Below are 18,831 nucleotides of genomic sequence, written 5' to 3'. Positions count from 1 at the left end.
GCCCGTCAGCCGTCCGTGCCCGGGGGATCCTCGGGCGCGGACGGCTCGTCGGTCGGTGCCGTCGGCGCGTCGTCGACGGCCGGGGGCGCCCCGGGGTCGAAGTCAGGAGCTGTCTGCACGACGCCGGTCGAGCTGTGCGAGTCCGTGAACTCCGCCGACGTCCAGCCGACGTGCGGGAACGCGGCCGCGGCGACGGCGAGGCCGAGCGCGACGAGTAGGCGCACCCAGGTCGCACGGTCGGCGCCGATCAGGCGTCGACCCTCGTCGGTCTCACCCGCGGAGAACGGCATCGACGTGCCTCTCCTCTGCGCTCGAGCGTTGCTTCGGCTTCACCCGTCGGCGACCGTCGGCCACCGCGAGCAGCTCGAGCGTAGCGAGCGCGAGCAGCGGCGGGACGAGCATGACCGCGCGACCGACCGGCGAGGCCGCCCACTGCATCACCCAGCCCCAGCCGGGGTGGGTCGACAGGACGATGCCGCGCACGCGGGTGATGGGGGTCGCGTCCGGGTCGTTCTCCTCGTTGGCGTCACCCTTGGTGATGATGTGGGGCGACTTCGTCCCCGCCCCGTCGCCGCCGGTGCTCTGCGAGCCGACGAGGTTGACGAGCGCGACGATCCGGTGCGTCACGAGCTGCTCGGAGTTCGGCGGCCAGAACGAGACGACGAGGCCGGGCTTGAGCTGCGACGGGTTCTCCACGGACTGCATCACGACCGCGTCGCCCGCGTCGAAGTAGGGCGCCATCGACCCCGAGGTCACGATCAGCAGCCGCTGGTCGTGCAGCTGGTACCAGAGCGGGACGGCCAGGGACGCGAGATAGGCGGTCGCGCACGAGACGATGACCGCCCACAGCGCGACGGAGAGCAGCCGCCGGCGCTTGCGTGGCTTCGCGGGCTTCGGAGCGGTCGCCAGCACCGGCCGCGGCTGTCGGCGTTCGACCTCCACGGCGAGCGGGTGTGCGTCCGCCCGGGGCATGGGCTACCGCTGGCTGGTGTCGGGCTGGCTCGGGTTGAACGGCAGCTGCATGGCGTCGAACGTCAGCGTGACCTTGGCCGCGGTGTTCTGGTACTCGTTGCCGGCGGCGGTCGCGAAGGAGACCCGCGCGCACAGCACCTCGTCCTCGGTCGCGTCCAGCGTGCGGTTCCCGGTCGCACCGGCGGTCGCGCCACCGACGATCCGCTCGCCCGTGATGCCCCACGCCCCGCTCGAGCTGCCGAGCGGGGTCTTCGCGGACACCCCGTTGAGGGTGCACGCGCTGGTGCTGGTCACCGAGTAGAGGTCGAGGTGCAGCTGGTCGGGCAGGTCCCCGGTCCCCGGGTCGTCGCCGTTGCCGAGGCTGGGGTCCGCGTTGCCGCTGGACGTGGACGTCGCGTCCACGCTGACCGCGTACTCGAACGCGAGGCTGCCGTCGTTCTTCAGGGTGACCGGGGAGACGACCTGCGCGCCCGGGAGCATGTTGTCGAACGGCACGGAGAAGGTCAGGCTGTCGTCGGCCTTGAGGTCCAACGAACCGGTCGTGATCGTCGAGCCGGACTTCTCCTGGTCCGAGAAGAGCGCGGACGTCGTCAGGGACGTCACACCCACGGCTGCCAGCCCGACGACCACGACGGTCGTCCAGAGGCGGCGGCGGCGCGGGCGGTCGTGCTGTGCCGGCGCCGGGTTGATCATCTCCTGCAGCAGGTCGTCCATCACGAGCGGGCACTCCTCCGGTCCAGGTGGGGGTAGAGGTCCCCCACTTCGTTCATCGGCAGGATCGCGCGCACCTTGAGGAGTCTGCCTCAGTTCACCCGCTCTTCTGCCTCCGCGGTGTGCGTGTCGTCGTGCGACGGGGCTGCGGCAGCATGGCCAGCGCGGTGACCTCGTCGGGCGGGACGGCGCGCGAGTACAGGAAGCCCTGCGCCTGGTCGACGCCGAGCCGGCGCAGCGTCGCGGCCGTGATCTGGTCCTCGACACCCTCGGCGACGACGCGCAGCCCGAACGAGTGCGCGAGGTCGACCATGGCCTGCACGACGACGTGCGCGCTCTCGCGCCCGCCGTCGCCGAGGTCGGTGACGAACAGGCGGTCGATCTTCAGCTCCTGCACGGGCAGGTCGCGGAGCTGGGCGATCGAGGTGTTCCCGATCCCGAAGTCGTCGATCGCGACCTTGACCCCCAGCGCGGCGAGCCGCTCGAGCACGGGCACGACGCGCGACGGGTCCGCGACCAGCGCCGTCTCGGTGATCTCGACCTCGAGCAGCGCGGCCGGGACGTCGTGCTCGGCGAGGAGCTCCTCGATGACGTCGACGACCTTGCCCGAGGTCACGTCGTGCGCGGACAGGTTCACGGCGATGGGTGTCGACCGTCCTTCCGCGATCCAGGCGGCGAGCTGCTCCACGGCGCTGGTCAGCGCGTACCGGGTGAGCCGGTGGATGATGCCGGACTGCTCCGCGAGCGGGATGAACACGGTCGGCAGCAGCAGCCCACGCTCCGGGTGCCGCCAGCGCATGAGGGCCTCGAGCCCGACGATCCGGCCGGTGTCGAGGTCGACCTTCGGCTGGTAGTGCAGCTCGAGCTCGCGCGCCACGCCCGGCTCGGGGTCGAGCGCGCGGTGCAGGTCGCCGAGCAGCACGAGCCGGGCGGGGGAGGAGTGGTCCTCCTCGGGCGAGTACGTCGCGACGCCGGTGCGGTGGTGCTTGGCGGCGTACATCGCGACGTCCGCGGTGCGCATGAGCGACGAGGCGTCGTCGGCGTGGTCGGGCAGGCAGGAGACGCCGACCGACGTCTCCACGTGCAGGGACATCTCGCCGAGCTTGAACGGGGGACCGAACAGCTCCCGGACGCGACGGGCCAGGTGCTCGGCGTCGGCCACCGAGCGCACGTCGGTGAGCAGGATCGCGAACTCGTCACCGCCGAGGCGCGCGACCACGTCCTCGTCGCGCAGCGCCTTGCGCAGCCGGTCCGCGACCTGCTCGAGGAGCTCGTCGCCGTGGTCGTGGCCGAGCGAGTCGTTGATGTCCTTGAACCGGTCGATGTCGAGCAGGACCATGCCGAGCCGCGCGCCGTCGCGCTGGGCCTCGGCGACGGTCTTGGTCATCCGCTCGGTGAGCAGCCGGCGGTTGGGCAGCCCGGTGAGCGAGTCGAGCAGCGCGAGCCGGGCGTTCTCGAGCGCGGTCGCCTGCAGGCGCTTCGAGGTGGTGAACACCGTGCGGAACAGCAGGAGCCAGAGCGCCACGAGGCCGCCGGACACGACGAGTGCGACCGTGCCGATCGCCGACCGCAGGGCGGCCGCCGACGCGGTGTGGTCGAGCATGACCTCGGCCGTCCCGATCGGCTCCCCCGAGCCGGGCACCGCACCCGCGGGGGCGGCGCCGCTCGTGTTCGACATGAGGACGGGGACGTAGACGTCGAGCACCTGCCGCTGCTCGCTGGGTGCGTCACCCTCCTCCGACTCGCGCACGTCGACGATGACCCGCGCGTCGGGCACGCCGTTCTGGAGGACGGCGTTGTTGCGGTCCGTGTCGGGGAACCCGGTCTCGGCGCCGGCCTTGCTGTAGAGCAGGACGCCGACCGTGCTCCACAGCCGCAGGTCCACGACCTTGTCGCCGAACGGTGCCGTCGCGTCCTTGACCGCCTGGTTCTGCTCGGGGGTCAGCTGTCCCTCGGTGAACGCGGACGCCGGCAGCGGTGCCACTGCGTAGGCCATCACCGACTCCGCGGCTGCGGTGCCGTCGTTGATCGCCTGCTCCCGCATCACCGTCGACGTGACCCACACGAGCGCACACCCGAGTGCCGCCATCGCCAGCACGCTGACGAATGCGAAGTACCGCGTCAGCGACCAGCGCCGTCGACGGGTGGAGGAGGAGCGCACGCGGGACCTCATGACCTTCCGCGGCACGCCGGGGGCGGCGTGCGTGAGGCGAGGGTACCGGGCGGCGCGCGGGGAACGTCCGAGCGTGGCACGGTGTTGGGCTGGTCGAGGGAACGGCACGACCGAGCCCTCGCTGAGAGCAGGACGACGAAGGAGGCCGACGTGGCGTACGACGTGACCAAGACCGACCAGGAGTGGGCGCTCGAGCTGAACCCCCAGGAGTTCGCGGTGCTGCGGCAGGCAGCCACCGAGCGGGCGTGGACCGGGGAGCTGCTCGACGAGAAGCGCACCGGCGTGTACCGGTGCCGGGCGTGCAGCGCGGAGCTGTTCCAGTCGGACGCGAAGTTCGACTCGCACTGCGGCTGGCCCAGCTTCTACACGCCGCTGGCCGGAGACGCGGTCGAGCTCATCGAGGACCGCACCCACGGCATGGTGCGCACGGAGGTCCGCTGCGCGCGGTGCGGCTCGCACCTCGGGCACGTCTTCGAGGACGCCCCGCAGACCCCGACGGGTGACCGGTTCTGCATGAACTCGGTGAGCCTGACGTTCGAGCCGACCGCCTGACCCGGACCCACCCGAACGGGTTCGGCCATCTGGTCGACACGTGCTGGACATCGCTGTAGTCGGGAGCTGTTCCTGCCGATAATGCTCGTGTGGAACAGCTCCTGACGGTCCGACGGTGGAGGCGCTACGGCGCTGACCGCCTGTTCGTGACCCAGGAGACCGGCGCCCCGGTCGGCTCGGTCGACCTGCAGTCGGGCGAGGTCGTGGTCGACGACCCGATCCTCGAGGACCGGCTCCGCCGTGCCGCCCAGGAGTACCTGCGCGCGGACGTCGCCGAGCTCGTCCTGCCCGTCCCCGCGACACCGGGCGACGACCTCGGCTCCGCCGACCAGGCGGCCCTCGAGGCGTGGCTCGGCAACGACCGCGACGTCGTCGACGTGGACCGCGCCCGTGCCGAACGCGGCTCGCCGCTGCGCGCGCGCCTCGAACGTCTGGCCGCCGAGGGCTGGCAGGTCGTGCACGACGTGCCGCTGGGCCGTCAGGGCTCTCTCCTCGCGCACCTGCTGCTCGGGCCGGGCGGCATCTTCACCATCGCCGAGCACAGGCTCACCGGCCACCGCGTCCGGCTCGACGGTCGCGTCCTCGAGGTCGACGGGCAGTCCGTGCGCTACCTGCGCGACGCGCGGCTGGAGGCCCAGCGCACCCACGCGCTCCTCGTCGCGGCCGGCTGCGCGTCGATCACCGTGCGCAGCATCGTGGTCGTCCAGGGCGAGCTCGAGGTGCTCGGCCGGCAGGACCCGCTGGCGCCGATCCTCGTCGTCCCGCGGCACGTCGTCCCCGCCGTCTTCCGGGCCATGCCGACGACGCTCGAGCCCGCTCGCGTGGCCGCTCTGGCGACCGTCGCACGCCAGCGCCTCACCTGGGCACGCTGAATCCACCCGCTCGGCCTAGGTGCTGTCACCTAATCGTGTCCGTTTGCTGGTTATGGACGCGCGTCCGGTGGGCCAGGATGTGAGCCGTGGTCGACGAGAACTTCCGTGAGCTGGAGCGCGAGCTCGGTCTCTTCCTGCGCCGGGCCCATGCGGCCTCGGCGGCCGTCGCTCGCGGCGTGCACCCGGACCTGGAGCCGGCGGCCTACGAGCTGCTCGCGCTGATCGCCGCGACGCCGGTGGTCCGCGCCAGCGACCTCGCGGCGCACATCGGCGTCGGGCGCGGCACGATGTCGCGCCAGCTCAGCCGTCTCGCGGAGCTCGGGTTCGTCGCCCGCCGCCCCGACCCCGACGACTTCCGCGGTCAGCTGCTCAGCCTCACGGACGTGGGCCGCGAGCGGCTCGAGTCCGCGCAGGCCTCCCGCCGCGGCTACCTGCACACCGCTCTCGCCGACTGGAGCCCGGAGGAGATCGTCGACCTCTCCCGCCAGCTGGCCCGGCTCAACGGCGCCCTGACCCAGGCCCGGCAGCAGTCCGCCGCCGGCAGCCCGGTGCCGCGCGCGGTCTGACCTGCACGCACGAGACCCCCGGACCGCGGACGGTCCGGGGGTCTCGTCGTCCCTGGGCAGTACAGCTAGACGCGCGCGCCGCGCGGGTCGGCGTCCTCGAGCTCGTCGTCCGACGCCGAGGTGACGACCGGCTCGCCCACGAGCGGCTGGCCGAGCACGGGCTGCTCGTCGATCGCGTGCCCGTCGACCTCGATGCGCTGCTGGATCCCGGAGCGGTTGCCGAGCGGCACCTCCTTGAGGAACAGCACGGCGATCAGCGAGATGAAGGCGATCGGCGTCGCGATGAGGAACAGGTCCGCGATGGAGTCGCCCATCGCGCGCTCCACGACCTCACGCACCGGGCCGGGCAGCGTGCTCAGGTCCGGCAGGGAGCCCGAGGTGCCCATGGCGGACGAGTCGATGCCGAGCTTGGCCAGGCCGCTGGCGATGAGGTCCGTGGACCGGCTCGCCAGCACCGCGCCCAGCGCCGAGACGCCGATCGCGCCGCCGAGCGTGCGGAAGAAGGCGACCGACGAGGTGCCGGAGCCGATCTCCCGGACGTCCAGGGTGTTCTGCACGGCCAGGACCAGGTTCTGCATGAGCATGCCGACACCGGCACCGAGGATCGCCATGTAGAGGGCGACGAGGATGAAGTTGGTGTCGTAGTGGATGGTCCCCATCAGCCCGAGGCCGACGGTGAGCATGACGGCGCCGACGATCATGAAGCGCTTGTAGTGACCGGTGCGGGCGATGATCCGGCCGCTCAGGGTCGAGGAGACCATGAGGCCGAGGATCATCGGGATCGTCAGCAGGCCGGACTGGGTCGGCGTCTTGCCGCGCGCCAGCTGCATGTACTGGCCGATGAAGACCGACGTGCCGAACATCGCGATGCCGACGGCGACGCTCCCGATGACCGCGAGCACGAGCGTGCGGTTCTTGAACAGGTGCAGCGGGATGATCGGCTCGGCGGCCTTCGACTCGGCCCAGATGGCGAGCGCGAGCGCGACGAGCGAGCCACCGACCATCGCGGCGGTCTGCCACGAGCCCCACGCGAACTTGTCGCCGGCGAACGTGATCCACAGCAGGAGCCCGGCGATGCCGACCGAGATGAGCGCGGCGCCGAGGTAGTCGATCTTGACGACGCGGCGCACGACCTTGGGCAGGTGCAGGGTGCGCTGCAGCACGACGATGGCCGCGACGGCGAACGGCAGGCCGACGAAGAAGTTCCAGCGCCACCCGAGCGCGGAGTCGGTGAGCACGCCGCCGAGCAGCGGGCCGCCGACCATCGCGACGCCCATGACGGCACCCATGTAGCCCATGTACCGGCCGCGCTCGCGCGGGCTGATGATGTCGGCGATCAGGACGCTGCCGAGCGCGGTCAGGCCGCCGGCGCCGATGCCCTGCAGGGCGCGCATGCCGATGAGCATCTCGGTGTTGTGCGAGAAGCCGGCCAGTGCCGCGGAGACGACCGAGATGACGAGCGCGAGCTGGATGAGCAGCTTGCGGTTGACCAGGTCGGCGAGCTTGCCCCAGATGGGGGTCGAGATCGTCGTCGTGAGCAGCGTCGCGGTGACGACCCAGGTGAACGCCGACTGGTTGCCGTGCAGGTCGGTGATGATCCGGGGGAGGGACGACGAGACGACGCTCGTCGCCAGGATCGAGACGAACATCCCCAGGAGGATGCCCGAGAGGGCCTCGAGGACCTCGCGGTGCGTCATGGCGGGTGCCTTGACGTCTTCGGTGGTGACTTCAGTGCTCAACGGGATGTTCCTTCGTGTGCGGGGATGGGCGGCCCGGCGTCGTCGGCAGGTCGAAGGGTGGGATCAGGCTGTGGGGTGCTCGGCGGTGTCGATGGTCGCCGCAAGGTGCTGCAGGACGTCGGTGGCTCCGGCGATCTCGGCCGGCGTCCAGCCGGCGAAGATCTCGCGGACCCTGCCCTCGAGCGAGACCTCGATCTCGCGCGTGCGCTGCCGACCCGCGGCCGTCAGGGCGATGGTCCGGACCCGGCGGTCGTCGGGATCGACGGTCCGCTCGACGAAGCCGTCGTCGACCATCAGGCTCACCTGACGGCTGGCGACCGAGATGTCGACGCGCAGGACCTGGGCGATCTCGCTGACCGGGAGCGGCCCACGGATCTGCAGGGTGCGGATGATGGCGAGCGTGGCGCGCGAGCAGTCGACGCTGCGCGCGAGCGTGGCGCCGCCCTCGCGGAGCGTGCGGGTGAACGCCTCGACCGCTCGCAGCAGCGCGAGGTGGGGGCTCACGGCCGTGGCGGTTCGCGCGCCGGGGCCGGGGTCGACGTCCGCCGGGGCGGGCTCGTCGAGGGCGATGATCATGGAGCTCCTTAGTTGCTTGCTGCAACCATATACACCGATGCTTGCAGCAAGCAACTTGTCACCGGGTGACGTACGACGCACGAGGGGCGCCCGACCACGATGGTCGGACGCCCCTCGTCGGTGCTCCGGCGGCTAGGTCGCCTTGGCAGCCGTGCCGCGACCGCGGCGCTCGACCTTGATGCCCTCCATGTCCTCCAGCTGGCGACCCTTGGTCTCGGGCACCTTGGTGAGGACGAAGAAGAACGAGAGCGCCGCGAAGATGGCGTACATCGCGTAGGGGATCGTGGCCCCGAACGCACCGAGCAGCGGCGGGAACGAGATGGTGATCGCGAAGTTGGCGATCCACTGCGCCGCGGCGGCCACGCCGAGCGCGGCGGCACGGATGCGGTTCGGGAACATCTCGCCCAGCAGGACCCAGACCAGCGGCCCCCACGTCGCGCCGAAGAACACGACGAACAGGTTCGCCGCGACGAGGGCGGTCGGTGCCCAGGCGCCCGGCAGCGAGACGTCGTCGCCGCTTCCCGTGGACTGCGTGAACGCGATCGCCATGATGCCGAGGCAGACGGCCATGCCGAACGAGCCGATGAGGAGCAGGGGACGTCGGCCGATCTTGTCGATCAGCGCGATGGCGATGAACGTCACGGCGACGTTGGTCACCGACGTGATGGTCGAGATCGTGAACGAGTCGCCCTCGTCGAAGCCGACCGCCTGCCACAGCGTGTTCGAGTAGTAGAAGATCACGTTGATGCCGACAAACTGCTGGAAGACGGACAGCAGGATGCCGATCCAAACGACGGGCAGCAGCCCGAACCGTGGGCCCTTGAGGCTGGCCTGCTCCTCGAGCTTCTTGTCCTCCTCGATCGTCCGCTCGATCTCGGAGATGCGCTCCTCCGGGTCCTCGTCGGGCCCGAGGACGGACGCGAGGACCGCCTTGGCGTCCTCGCGCTTGCCCCGCGCGATGAGGAAGCGCGGCGACTCGGGGATCGTCAGGGCGAGGATGCCGTACACGGCGGCGGGGATGACCGCGACGATGAACATCCACCGCCACGCCTCCAGACCCCAGAGCTCGGCCGAGGCGGCGAGCTGGTCGCCGGTCGGGCTCGTCGACGTGGCGATGAGCTGGTCGGACAGCAGCGCGGCGAAGATACCGATCGTGATGGCGAGCTGCTGCAGCGAGCCCAGGCGACCGCGCATCGCGGCCGGGGCGATCTCCGCGATGTAGGCCGGGGCGATGACCGACGCGATGCCGATGCCGATGCCGGCCATCACGCGCCACAGGATCAGGTCCCAGACGCCGAACGCGAGGCCGGACAGGATCGAGGAGACGAAGAAGAGGACCGCTCCGAGGAACATCACCCGGGTGCGGCCCCAGCGGTCGGCCAGCTTGCCGCCGGCCCAGGCGCCGAACGCGCAGCCCAGGAGCGCGATCGCGACCGCGAAGCCCTTGAGCGCGTCGCTGAGGTCGAACTGGACGGCGATCGCGTCGACCGCGCCGTTGATGACCGAGCTGTCGAAGCCGAACAGGAAGCCACCGACGGCGGCGGCGACGGCGAGAGCGATCGCCCTGTTGTGGTGCGGGTGCCGCCCCGACGCGGCGGCGGATGCCGCACCTGATGCGCCCTGCGGCGGCTCTGGCGTGTGGGACATGGTCCAGGCTCCTCCGGCTCCGCCCCCAGGCGCCTCCTGGGGTGTGCTGCACCCACTCTGGCCCGCGACCTGCGTCCTTGCACGTCGAAGGGTGATTCGGACACTACTCAGCGCGAGGGCGCCGCGGGAGGTGTGAGGCAGGATGGATCTCGGAGGTGGTCATGCCCGACTCGGAGTCCCGACGCCCACGGCGTCCCGCGATGCTCGACCCCGTCCAGGCCGAGGAGCTGCCCGGCGGGCTGGATCCCGCCGTCCGCTCGCAGGTCGCGCACACGACCGCCGCGGCGCTCGTGCACCACGGTCGCGCGAACGAGGACCCCGACGTGCTGGCCCGGCTCATCGCCCTCGTCGAGACGGAGGGCCTCGACGTCGTCGCGGCGCTCTGGTCGGACGCCCCCGCAGCGACCCTGCCCGGTGCCCTGTGGCGGCTCTACGTGCTGCGCGAGTGGGTGCGTCGCGACCCCGGCACGGTCGCCGACCGCTACCGGCTCGGGGTCGGCGCCGCGCCGGTGCACGAGGTCGTGGCGGGCGTCGCCGACGCGCCGGGGCCCGCTGACGTGCGTGCCGTGGCTGATGCGGTCCTCTCCGGCGTCTACACCGGTGACCTGGACGTCGCGCTCGAGCGGGCCGCGTCGTTCTGCCGCGTGCTCGCCGCCGGCGCTGCCTTCGACGCCGACCACCTCGACACGGTCGACCCCGGCGGCGCCGTCCGCCTGACCCACGGTGCGGCCTCGCTCGTGCGGACCGCCGAGGAGCTCGAGCACGCCGCCGCCCTGTGGCGGGCGGGCAGGCTCGAGTGACCGGTCGTCCCCGCGAGGCCGGGCGTACGATGGAGCGCGACGCCGGGTCGCGGTAGCCCCGGGCTCCATTTCAAGCCACTTCGAGTGGCCCCGCGCCGAGAGGCGCTCCCGGCCCGGCGTCGCCCTAGCGGGCAACGCCTGCTGCGCCGGTGCTTCGCACCGTCGCCGGCCAGGACCCACCGGCCCGGCGTCGCCCAGGACCTAGCGGGCAACGCTGCTGGCTGCCACCCGTGAACCCGTGGACGCAGGGATCGTTGCAGCGTGCGTGCACGGGGGTGACACGGATGCTTCAACGAGATCTGCGTTCATCGGGGGACGGGCGGCGACGGGGCGTCGACGGGCCCGCAGAAGAGCGGGGGCCGCACCGCGGCGGGCGGTTCGCCCCGGTTCACGCGGAGCGGTGCCGGAGGGTGGCCCGGCCTCCCGGGAGTGAGGCTCGCCACGCTCGAGCCGCACGCACCGGCGGGTCGTGAGCGTGCCCGGCGGCCAGCAGCCAGGACGGTCGTCGGGGGCGGGACGAAAGCGGTCCCGAGGACGTCGTTCGGGTGTCACCATGTGTGCACCCCCGAGTCGCCTCGCGTTAGGTAAACAGGGGTGCTTGTCCTAGCCTGATTTCCGTCCGCCGTCCCCCTCCCCGGAGCCTCCCGTGCGCCTGCGCCTGACACCGCGCGACACCACGTTCTTCGACCTCTTCGCCGCCTCTGCCAAGCACCTGGTCACCGGAGCCAACCTCCTGGGTGAGATGCTCGGCGCGGACCGGCCGACCCGCAAGGAGATCGGCAAGGCGATCGCCGAGGTCGAGCACGCTGCCGACGACGCGACCCACACGATCATGCGTCGCCTGAACCAGACGTTCGTGACGCCGTTCGACCGGGACGACATCTACAACCTCGCCTCGAGCCTCGACGACTGCATGGACTACATGGACGAGGCGGCCGACCTCATCGTCCTGTACAAGGTCGACGCGCTGCCCGCACGCGTCTCGGACCAGGTCCAGGTGCTCCAGCGCGCCGCCGAGCTGACCGCGGACGCGATGCCGCGCCTGCGCTCGATGGACTCGCTGTCGGAGTACTGGGTCGAGGTCAACCGCCTCGAGAACCAGGCCGACAAGATCCACCGCAAGCTGCTGGCCCAGATGTTCGACGAGATCACGGACCCGATCGAGCTGATGAAGCTCAAGGAGATCGTCGAGAAGCTCGAGGACGCCGCCGACGCGTTCGAGAAGGTGGCGAACACCGTCGAGACCATCGCGGTCAAGGAGTCCTGAGCCACGGTGGAGGCAGCACTCGTCGTCGTCGTCGTCGCGCTCGCGCTCGGCTTCGACTACACCAACGGTTTCCACGACGCAGCCAATGCCATCGCGACCTCGGTCTCGACGCGCGCGCTGACGCCGCGGGTCGCGCTCACCATGGCGGCCGTCATGAACTTCGTCGGCGCCCTGCTCGGCACGGCCGTCGCCGAGACCATCGCGACGTCGATCGTCGACCTCAAGGACGCGACCGGGCACCAGGCGCTCGTCGTGATCGTCTGCGCGCTGGTCGGTGCGATCACCTGGAACCTCATCACGTGGTGGTTCGGCCTGCCGTCGTCGTCGACGCACGCGCTGATCGGTGGCCTGGTCGGCGCCGGCCTGGCCGCGAGCCTCGGCGTCTACTGGAGCTCGGTGTACGAGAAGGTCGTGCTGCCGATGGTCTTCTCGCCGCTGGTCGGCTTCCTGCTCGCGTTCGCGCTGATGGTGGGCGTCCTGTGGCTGCTGCGCAACGCCGCCCCCGCCAAGACGATGCGGCGCTTCCGCCTCGCGCAGACGGTCTCGGCCTCCGCGATGGCTCTGGGCCACGGCCTGCAGGACGCGCAGAAGACGATGGGAGTCATCTACCTCGCGCTGCTCACCGTCGGCTGGGCGAACCCCGACGACGGCATCCCGCTGTGGGTCAAGATCTGCGCGGCCGCCGCCATCTCCGCCGGCACCTACTCGGGCGGGTGGCGCATCATGCGCACCCTCGGCCGCAAGATCATCGAGGTCGACCCGGCGCGCGGCTTCGTGGCCGAGTCGGTCTCCGCGACGGTGCTCTACGTCAACGCGTTCGTGCTGCACGCCCCGGTCTCCACGACCCACACGGTCACCTCGGCGATCATGGGCGTCGGCGCCACCAAGCGGGCCTCCGCGGTGCGCTGGGGCGTGGCGAAGAACATCGGCATCGCCTGGGTGCTGACGATCCCGGCCGCGGCCGCGGTGGCCGCGATCATCTACTTCGTGCTGAACCCGATCCTCAACTGACGGCGGCCACGTAGGGCTTGTGCCGCTCGACGGCCACGACCCGCGGCCCCTTGGCCGTCTGGGCGACGTGCGCGACGAGCGCCTCGCCGGGCTCGAGGAACGGGTCCTCGGTCGGCATCGCGTTGACGACGGACCGGCGCGAGTGCTGCGCGAGGACGTCCAGCACGGTCGGCAGGACGGGTCGGTGCGTGCACAGCACCGAGTCCCCGGGCCACTCGAGCAGGTCGACGAGCTGCCGCGCCACGCGCGCCGGCGAGACCGTGTGCTCCTGCTCCGTGAGCAGCGGCGACACCTCGATCGGGACCTGGGCCGCGGCGCCGTAGGGCTGGACGGTCGCCGCGCAGCGGCCCCACTCGCTCGTGACGATCCGGGAGGCGCCGAAGGCCGACAGCACGGGGACGAGGCCGGTCGCCTGCCGGGACCCCACCGCGGTCAGCGGCCGGTCCAGCTCGGTGCCCTTCCACGCCGACCGGCGCGTCGCGCGACCGTGCCGGGCGACGATCACCGCGCGGGTGTCGAGCCTCCCCTTGCGGTGCGCCTCGACGAGGTGGACCAGCGGGATCGCGTCGTCGGCGCGCGTGAGCCGCTGCCCGGCCACGTCCACGTCGAACCAGCGGACCTGGTCGATCTCGTCCATCGAGGCGCGGGGCACGGGAGGCCGTGCGCGCAGCGCCGCCGCGTCCTGGCGGCCGGCGACCTGCGCGGCCCAGTAGTGCACCCGCTTGGTGCGGCCGTCGGAGACCTTGTACTCGAGGCCGGGGAGCGGGATGCCGAGCACGACGTCCTGCATCGTCTCCTCGGCGACCTCGCGCCAGGCCGCCTGGACGATGGTCTCGCCCGGGTCGAGCTTGCCCTTGGGCCACGACCAGTCGCGGTAGCGCGGCCGGTGCACGAGCGCGACCTGCAGCCGGCCGGTGCGCACACGCCAGACGAGAGCGCCGGCGGCCTGGACGACCGCCGGGTGGCTCGGGTGACTCACCGGCCCGTGCCCGGGCGACGGCGCTGGCGCTGGATGAGCAGGGCCTGGAGGTCCACGAGCGGCCCGTCGGGACCCTGCGCGTGACGCGTCCAGAGCCCGTCGGCGTCGAGGTGCCACGACGCGGTGCCCTCGTCCATCGACTCGTCGATGAGGTCGACGAGCTCGGCGACCTGGTCGTGGTCGGCGATCCGGACCAGGGCCTCGACGCGACGGTCGAGGTTGCGGTGCATGAGGTCCGCGCTGCCGATGAAGACGTCGGGGCCCTCGAACGTGTCGTCCTCGGCGGGCACGGCGTGCGCGAACGCGAAGATCCGCGCGTGCTCGAGGAACCGACCCAGGATCGAGCGGACGCGGATGTTCTCGCTCAGGCCGGGGACGCCGGGCCGCAGCGAGCAGATGCCGCGCACGACGATGTCGACCTGCACGCCCGACTGGGACGCGCGGTACAGGGCGTCGATGATGGCCTCGTCGACCATCGAGTTGACCTTGATCTTGATCCACGCCGGGTGGCCGTCGCGCGCAGCCTGGGCCTCGCGCTCGATCCGCTCGATCAGGCCGGCCCGCACGCTGCGCGGGGCGACGAGCAGGCGGTGGAACCGGCTCTTGGGCGCGTACCCGGAGAGCTGGTTGAACAGGCGCGTGAGGTCCTGACCGACCTCGGGGTCGGCGGTCAGCAGGCCGACGTCCGTGTACAGGCGCGCGGTCTTGGGGTGGTAGTTGCCGGTGCCGACGTGGCTGTAGCGGCGCAGGCCGTCCGACTCCTGGCGCACCACCAGGCTGAGCTTGCAGTGCGTCTTGAGCCCGACGATGCCGTAGACGACGTGCACGCCGGCCTGCTCGAGCTTGCGCGCCCAGGAGATGTTGTTCTGCTCGTCGAACCGGGCCTTGATCTCGACCAGCGCCAGCACCTGCTTGCCCGCCTGGGCGGCGTCGATGAGGGCGTCGACGATCGGGGAGTCGCCCGACGTGCGGTAGAGCGTCTGCTTGATGGCGAGGACCTGCGGGTCGGCGGCGGCCTGCTCCAGGAAGGTCTGCACCGAGGTCGAGAACGAGTCGTACGGGTGGTGCAGCAGGATGTCGCGCTCGCGGATCTTGGCGAAGACGTCGGTCGGGGTCGCGCTCTCGACCTCGGCCAGCTGGCGGTGGGTCGTCGGGACGAACCGCGGGAACTGCAGGGCCGCGCGGTCCAGGTCGGCGATCAGGTTCAGGCCGGTCTGGTCCAGCGGCGCGGGCAGCTCGTAGACCTCGTCGTCGGCCATGCCGAGCTCACGGACGAGCAGGCGGCGGATGCGGGGGCTGATGCCCTCGGCGATCTCGAGCCGCACGGGCGGGCCGAACCGGCGGCGCAGGAGCTCCTTCTCCATGGCCTTCAGGAGGTTCTCCGCGTCGTCCTCCTCGACCTCGACGTCCTCGTTGCGAGTCACGCGGAACGTGTGGTGCTCCTGGACCTCCATGCCGGGGAACAGGTGCTCCAGGTGCTCGGAGATGACGTCCTCGACGGGCACGAAGCTGGTCGGGCCCTTCTCGACGCTGGCGGTCTGCTCGTCGGGCGCGCTGGGGCGACCGCTCGCGTCGACCGCGATGAACCGGGGGAGCAGCGGCGGCACCTTGACGCGCGCGAAGTGCTCCTTGCGGGTCGTCGGGTTCACGACGACGACGGCGAGGTTGAGCGAGAGCCCCGAGATGTAGGGGAACGGGTGCGCGGGGTCCACCGCGAGCGGCGTCAGCACCGGGAAGATCTGGCGGCGGAAGAACTTGCGCAGGCGGTCCTGCTCGCCCTCGCCGAGGTCCTGCCAGCGCACGAGCGTGATGCCCTCCTGCGCGAGCGCGGGCTGCACCTGCTCGGCGAACACGCGCGCGTGCCGGTCCATCAGCTCGTGGGCCTGCTCGCTGATGGACTCGAGCACCTGGCGGGGTGCCAGGCCCGACGCGGCCGTGACGGCGATGCCGGTCGCGATGCGGCGCTTGAGGCCGGCCACGCGGACCATGAAGAACTCGTCGAGGTTGGAGGCGAAGATCGCGAGGAACCGCACGCGCTCGAGCAGCGGGATGTCCTGGTCCTCGGCGAGCTCGAGCACGCGCTGGTTGAACGCGAGCCACGAGACCTCGCGGTCGCTGAACCGGTCCTCGGGCAGGGGCTCGGAGGGCGCCGGTTCGCGCGCAGGCTCGGGCGCCTCGAGGTGCTCGGCGATGTGGGCGGCGAGCTCGGCTTCGAGCGCAGGTGCGTCCGTCATGGTGCCATCGTGGCACCGGACGGTGAACGGCGGGTATCCGAACCGAACATCACGTCGGTCGCGGACCTCTCGAACCCCGCGCGGCGGTACGTCCGGACCGCGACGGTGTTCTCCGCGCCGGTGTACAGGATGGCCGCCGACAGCCCCCGCGCGGCCAGGTGGTCGAGGCCCGCGACCGTCAGCGCCGAGCCGAGGCCGAGCCCCTGCGCGTCCGGGTCGACGCCCACGACGTAGATCTCCCCGACCGGGTCGGGCCCGTGCTCGCCCGCCGGGTGCACCTTGGTCCACACCGAGCCGAGCAGCTTGCCGTCCCGCTCGGCCAGCAGGAAACCGGCCGGGTCGAACCACGCCTCCTGCTCGCGGGCGCGCAGGTCGGCCGAGGTCATCCGGCCCTGCTCGGGGTGGTGGGCGAAGGCGCGCGAGTTCACGCGTCGCCACGCGTCCTCGTCCTGGCCCGGCACGAACTCCCGCAGCGTCACGCCCGGGGGCAGGACGACGTCGCGTCGGCCGGGCAGCGGCTCGAGGCGCATCTGCCAGAGCTCACGGACCACCGGCATGCCCGCGTCGGCGGCGAACGCGCGCGCCGCGGGCAGGTCGCCGTGCGCCCACACGTGCAGCACCCGGTCGGCGACGTCGTCGGTCACCGGGACGGCCGCGGCCAGCAGGGCACGGCCCACGCCGCGGCGGCGGTGGTCCGGGCCCACGACGAGCTCGCCGCGGACCGTCGCGGCCAGGCTGGTGTCGAGCTGCGCATAGCCGGCCAGCGTCCCGTCCGGGTCGCGCGCCAGCAGGTGCACGACGCGGGCCTCGTCGTCCTGCAGCCACAGCAGCGGCTGCTCGGAGAGGGGGGCGATGCCGTCGACGGCGGCGGCGCGAGCGGCCAGCTCGCGGACCTCGTCCGCCTCGGGCGTGGGCAGCGGCCCCGTGCGGACCTGGACCGGCGTGCGGGCATCGGACATCCGTCCATCTCATCACGACGGGCGCGTCGCCGGGACGGGTGAAATGAGCAACCGCTCCTCGGCGGCGGTGCGGGCGGGTACGTTGGGCCGACATGGACGAGCCGCCCGACGAGACGCGCAAGGCTCCGGCGAGCCCGGAGCCGCGACGGCCGACGGCCCGGTACGACGACACGATGGAGCTGGTCCTGGAGTTCGACGACGCGGGGTCGTCGCCTCCTGTCGGCGGTGTTGCCGACGAGGCTGTCGAGGACGGCCCGCGGGACGACGACACCGTCCCGGACACGGCTGCCGCGGCCGACGAGACCACCGCGACCGACGAGACGACCGCGGCCGACGAGACCACCGTTCCCGACGAGGCTGCCGTTCCCGACGAGACCACCCTTCCCGACGGGACCGGGCCCGCGGACGAGTCCGGTGCGGCCGCCGAGCCGCCGCGCGCCGAGGCCGCACCGAGCCGGCGCCAGCGACGCGAGCGGGGTGCGCACCGGGCAGCGGACGGGCCGGTCGAGGTGGACGTCGTCGTCATCGGTGCCGGCCAGGCGGGCCTCTCGTCGGCCCACCACCTGCGCACCAGCGGGTACACGGCCGTCGGGGAGCGCGGGTGGGAGCGCGCGGAGCGGACGTTCGTCGTCCTGGACGACGCGCCCGCGCCGGGCGGTGCGTGGCAGCACCGGTGGCCCGGCCTGACGATGGCCGACGCCCACGGCGTGCACGAGCTTCCCGGCATGCCGTTCCGCGTCGTCGACGCCGCCGAGCCCGCGGCGCGAGCGGTGCCGTACTACTTCGCGCAGTACGAGGACGCGTTCGACCTGCACGTGCAGCGGCCGGTGAAGGTCAGCCGCGTCAGCGACGTCGACGGCTGGCTCGTGGTCGAGTCGCACAGCGTCGAGCAGCCCGACGAGGGCGTCGCCTGGCGCGCGCGCGGGATCGTCAACGCGTCCGGGACGTGGTCCAAGCCCTTCTGGCCGGTCTACCCGGGCCAGGCGACGTTCCGCGGCCGCCAGCTCCACACGCACGACTACCGCACGCCGCAGGACCTGGCCGACGGTCACGTGGTCGTCGTCGGCGGCGGCACCTCCGCGGTGCAGCTGCTGCTCGCCCTCGCGCCGGTCACGACGACGACCTGGGTCACGCGCCGGGTGCCGCGGTGGCGCGACGAGGAGTTCACGCCCGAGGTCGGACGCGCGGCCGTGGCGCTCGTCGAGGAGCGCACGCGAGCCGGGCTGCCGCCCCAGAGCGTCGTCAGCGTCACGGGCCTGCCGCTGACGCCCGCCTACCGGGCGGGCATCGAGTCCGGTGTGCTCGTGCCGAGGCCGATGTTCAGCCGGCTCACCGCGACCGGCGCGCAGTGGGACGACCCCTCGCCCGCCGGCGAGGGCTGGGCGACCGGTCCGGCGTCGGTCGAGGCCGCCACGGTGCTGTGGTGCACGGGGTTCCGTGCCGCGCTCGACCACCTCGCGCCGCTGCACCTGCGCGGGTCCGGCGGGGGGATCGTCATGGACGGCACCTCGGTAGTCGCGGACCCGCGGATCCAGCTCGTCGGCTACGGCCCGAGCGCGTCGACGATCGGCGCGAACCGTGCCGGCCGCGAGGCCGCCCGCAACCTCCTGGCGCTCGCGCCCCGCTGACGCCCGGCCCCGCCCACGCGCCGGCCACGCGCGCCACGCGCCGCCCACGCGCCGCCCATGGCGCTTAGGTGCAGCGTTAGTTGCGCATAGCGGCACTAACGCTGCACCTAAGGGCCAGTCGGGCGATGCGCGCTCCGGCGCAGGG

At 72.3% G+C, this 18,831-nt stretch carries 17 protein-coding genes; 7 read left to right on the top strand and 10 right to left on the bottom strand.

Annotated features, from left to right (window positions below):
- Nucleotides 1-5 precede the first annotated feature (5 nt).
- From EDF34_RS06675 to EDF34_RS06660, 4 genes are all read right to left on the bottom strand, one after another.
- Nucleotides 6-290, bottom strand: coding sequence for a hypothetical protein (locus EDF34_RS06675; RefSeq protein WP_123370459.1), 285 nt, complete (start codon nucleotides 288-290; stop codon nucleotides 6-8).
- Complete coding sequence (locus EDF34_RS06670; protein ID WP_233575214.1) at nucleotides 271-942, bottom strand: signal peptidase I; 672 nt, start codon at nucleotides 940-942, stop codon at nucleotides 271-273. Before EDF34_RS06670 ends, EDF34_RS06675 begins: the two co-directional genes overlap by 20 nt.
- A gap of 33 nt (nucleotides 943-975) precedes the next feature.
- Complete coding sequence (locus EDF34_RS06665; RefSeq protein WP_123370457.1) at nucleotides 976-1,686, bottom strand: TasA family protein; 711 nt, start codon at nucleotides 1,684-1,686, stop codon at nucleotides 976-978.
- Between the two features lie 94 nt (nucleotides 1,687-1,780).
- Nucleotides 1,781-3,844, bottom strand: coding sequence for a bifunctional diguanylate cyclase/phosphodiesterase (locus tag EDF34_RS06660; protein ID WP_233575213.1), 2,064 nt, complete (start codon nucleotides 3,842-3,844; stop codon nucleotides 1,781-1,783).
- A gap of 162 nt (nucleotides 3,845-4,006) precedes the next feature.
- Between EDF34_RS06660 and msrB the strand changes: the two genes are divergently transcribed.
- The 3 genes from msrB to EDF34_RS06645 all read left to right on the top strand — a co-directional run bounded on the left by msrB (nucleotide 4,007) and on the right by EDF34_RS06645 (nucleotide 5,846).
- Entirely contained in the window at nucleotides 4,007-4,408 is a 402-nt protein-coding gene (gene msrB, locus EDF34_RS06655) for a peptide-methionine (R)-S-oxide reductase MsrB (protein ID WP_123370456.1), read from the top strand.
- An 89-nt stretch (nucleotides 4,409-4,497) separates the two neighbouring features.
- Nucleotides 4,498-5,280, top strand: a complete 783-nt coding sequence (locus EDF34_RS06650; RefSeq protein ID WP_123370455.1) for an NERD domain-containing protein — start codon at nucleotides 4,498-4,500, stop codon at nucleotides 5,278-5,280.
- Between the two features lie 86 nt (nucleotides 5,281-5,366).
- Nucleotides 5,367-5,846, top strand: a complete 480-nt coding sequence (locus EDF34_RS06645; protein ID WP_123370454.1) for a MarR family winged helix-turn-helix transcriptional regulator — start codon at nucleotides 5,367-5,369, stop codon at nucleotides 5,844-5,846.
- A gap of 65 nt (nucleotides 5,847-5,911) precedes the next feature.
- On the opposite strand, the gene EDF34_RS06640 is transcribed toward EDF34_RS06645, so the two are convergent.
- From EDF34_RS06640 to EDF34_RS06630, 3 genes are all read right to left on the bottom strand, one after another.
- A complete protein-coding gene (locus EDF34_RS06640) occupies nucleotides 5,912-7,543 on the bottom strand; it encodes an MDR family MFS transporter (protein WP_123370453.1) in 1,632 nt (543 codons plus the stop codon).
- A gap of 105 nt (nucleotides 7,544-7,648) precedes the next feature.
- Nucleotides 7,649-8,161, bottom strand: coding sequence for a MarR family winged helix-turn-helix transcriptional regulator (locus EDF34_RS06635; protein WP_123370452.1), 513 nt, complete (start codon nucleotides 8,159-8,161; stop codon nucleotides 7,649-7,651).
- A gap of 132 nt (nucleotides 8,162-8,293) precedes the next feature.
- On the bottom strand, nucleotides 8,294-9,808 hold the full coding sequence (locus tag EDF34_RS06630; protein ID WP_123370451.1) for a sugar porter family MFS transporter: 1,515 nt from the start codon (nucleotides 9,806-9,808) through the stop codon (nucleotides 8,294-8,296).
- Between the two features lie 200 nt (nucleotides 9,809-10,008).
- Between EDF34_RS06630 and EDF34_RS06625 the strand changes: the two genes are divergently transcribed.
- The 3 genes from EDF34_RS06625 (at nucleotide 10,009) to EDF34_RS06615 (ending at nucleotide 12,886) form a co-directional block, all read left to right on the top strand.
- Nucleotides 10,009-10,608, top strand: coding sequence for a hypothetical protein (locus EDF34_RS06625; RefSeq protein ID WP_123370731.1), 600 nt, complete (start codon nucleotides 10,009-10,011; stop codon nucleotides 10,606-10,608).
- 646 nt (nucleotides 10,609-11,254) lie between these two features.
- The gene (locus EDF34_RS06620; protein WP_123370450.1) at nucleotides 11,255-11,875 is read left to right on the top strand and encodes a DUF47 domain-containing protein; all 621 of its coding nucleotides are present in this window, start codon (nucleotides 11,255-11,257) and stop codon (nucleotides 11,873-11,875) included.
- 6 nt (nucleotides 11,876-11,881) lie between these two features.
- Nucleotides 11,882-12,886 carry an inorganic phosphate transporter gene (locus EDF34_RS06615; RefSeq protein ID WP_123370449.1) on the top strand — a complete coding sequence of 335 codons (1,005 nt, stop codon included), beginning with the start codon at nucleotides 11,882-11,884 and terminating at the stop codon, nucleotides 12,884-12,886.
- Here the strand turns inward: EDF34_RS06615 and EDF34_RS06610 are convergent.
- From EDF34_RS06610 to mshD, 3 genes are read right to left on the bottom strand one after another with little or no spacing between them, the layout of a single operon-like run.
- Complete coding sequence (locus tag EDF34_RS06610; protein ID WP_123370448.1) at nucleotides 12,879-13,865, bottom strand: NUDIX hydrolase; 987 nt, start codon at nucleotides 13,863-13,865, stop codon at nucleotides 12,879-12,881. The genes EDF34_RS06615 and EDF34_RS06610 overlap by 8 nt on opposite strands.
- Nucleotides 13,862-16,099 (bottom strand): RNA degradosome polyphosphate kinase, encoded by a 2,238-nt coding sequence (locus EDF34_RS06605; protein ID WP_123370447.1) that lies wholly within the window; start codon nucleotides 16,097-16,099, stop codon nucleotides 13,862-13,864. Before EDF34_RS06605 ends, EDF34_RS06610 begins: the two co-directional genes overlap by 4 nt.
- Nucleotides 16,096-17,058, bottom strand: a complete 963-nt coding sequence (mshD, locus tag EDF34_RS06600; protein WP_123370446.1) for a mycothiol synthase — start codon at nucleotides 17,056-17,058, stop codon at nucleotides 16,096-16,098. Before mshD ends, EDF34_RS06605 begins: the two co-directional genes overlap by 4 nt.
- A 92-nt stretch (nucleotides 17,059-17,150) precedes the next feature.
- On the opposite strand from mshD, the gene EDF34_RS06595 reads away from it, so the two are divergent.
- Complete coding sequence (locus EDF34_RS06595) at nucleotides 17,151-18,686, top strand: NAD(P)-binding domain-containing protein (RefSeq protein ID WP_233575212.1); 1,536 nt, start codon at nucleotides 17,151-17,153, stop codon at nucleotides 18,684-18,686.
- Nucleotides 18,687-18,831 lie beyond the last annotated feature (145 nt).

Origin of the sequence: Cellulomonas sp. PhB150 (assembly GCF_003755175.1) — a bacterium.
GTDB lineage: Bacteria > Actinomycetota > Actinomycetes > Actinomycetales > Cellulomonadaceae > Cellulomonas.
This window is presented reverse-complemented; position numbering and strand designations above follow the sequence as displayed.

What these genes read in the sequence shown, in the direction of transcription:
- mshD (WP_123370446.1), bottom strand. Translation starts at nt 17,058, where the DNA reads ATGTCCGATGCCCGCACGCCGGTCCAGGTCCGCACGGGGCCGCTGCCC.
- EDF34_RS06595 (WP_233575212.1), top strand. Translation starts at nt 17,151, where the DNA reads ATGGACGAGCCGCCCGACGAGACGCGCAAGGCTCCGGCGAGCCCGGAG.
- EDF34_RS06640 (WP_123370453.1), bottom strand. Translation starts at nt 7,543, where the DNA reads ATGACGCACCGCGAGGTCCTCGAGGCCCTCTCGGGCATCCTCCTGGGG.
- EDF34_RS06630 (WP_123370451.1), bottom strand. Translation starts at nt 9,808, where the DNA reads ATGTCCCACACGCCAGAGCCGCCGCAGGGCGCATCAGGTGCGGCATCC.
- EDF34_RS06675 (WP_123370459.1), bottom strand. Translation starts at nt 290, where the DNA reads ATGCCGTTCTCCGCGGGTGAGACCGACGAGGGTCGACGCCTGATCGGC.
- EDF34_RS06665 (WP_123370457.1), bottom strand. Translation starts at nt 1,686, where the DNA reads ATGGACGACCTGCTGCAGGAGATGATCAACCCGGCGCCGGCACAGCAC.
- EDF34_RS06605 (WP_123370447.1), bottom strand. Translation starts at nt 16,099, where the DNA reads ATGACGGACGCACCTGCGCTCGAAGCCGAGCTCGCCGCCCACATCGCC.
- EDF34_RS06625 (WP_123370731.1), top strand. Translation starts at nt 10,009, where the DNA reads ATGCTCGACCCCGTCCAGGCCGAGGAGCTGCCCGGCGGGCTGGATCCC.
- EDF34_RS06635 (WP_123370452.1), bottom strand. Translation starts at nt 8,161, where the DNA reads ATGATCATCGCCCTCGACGAGCCCGCCCCGGCGGACGTCGACCCCGGC.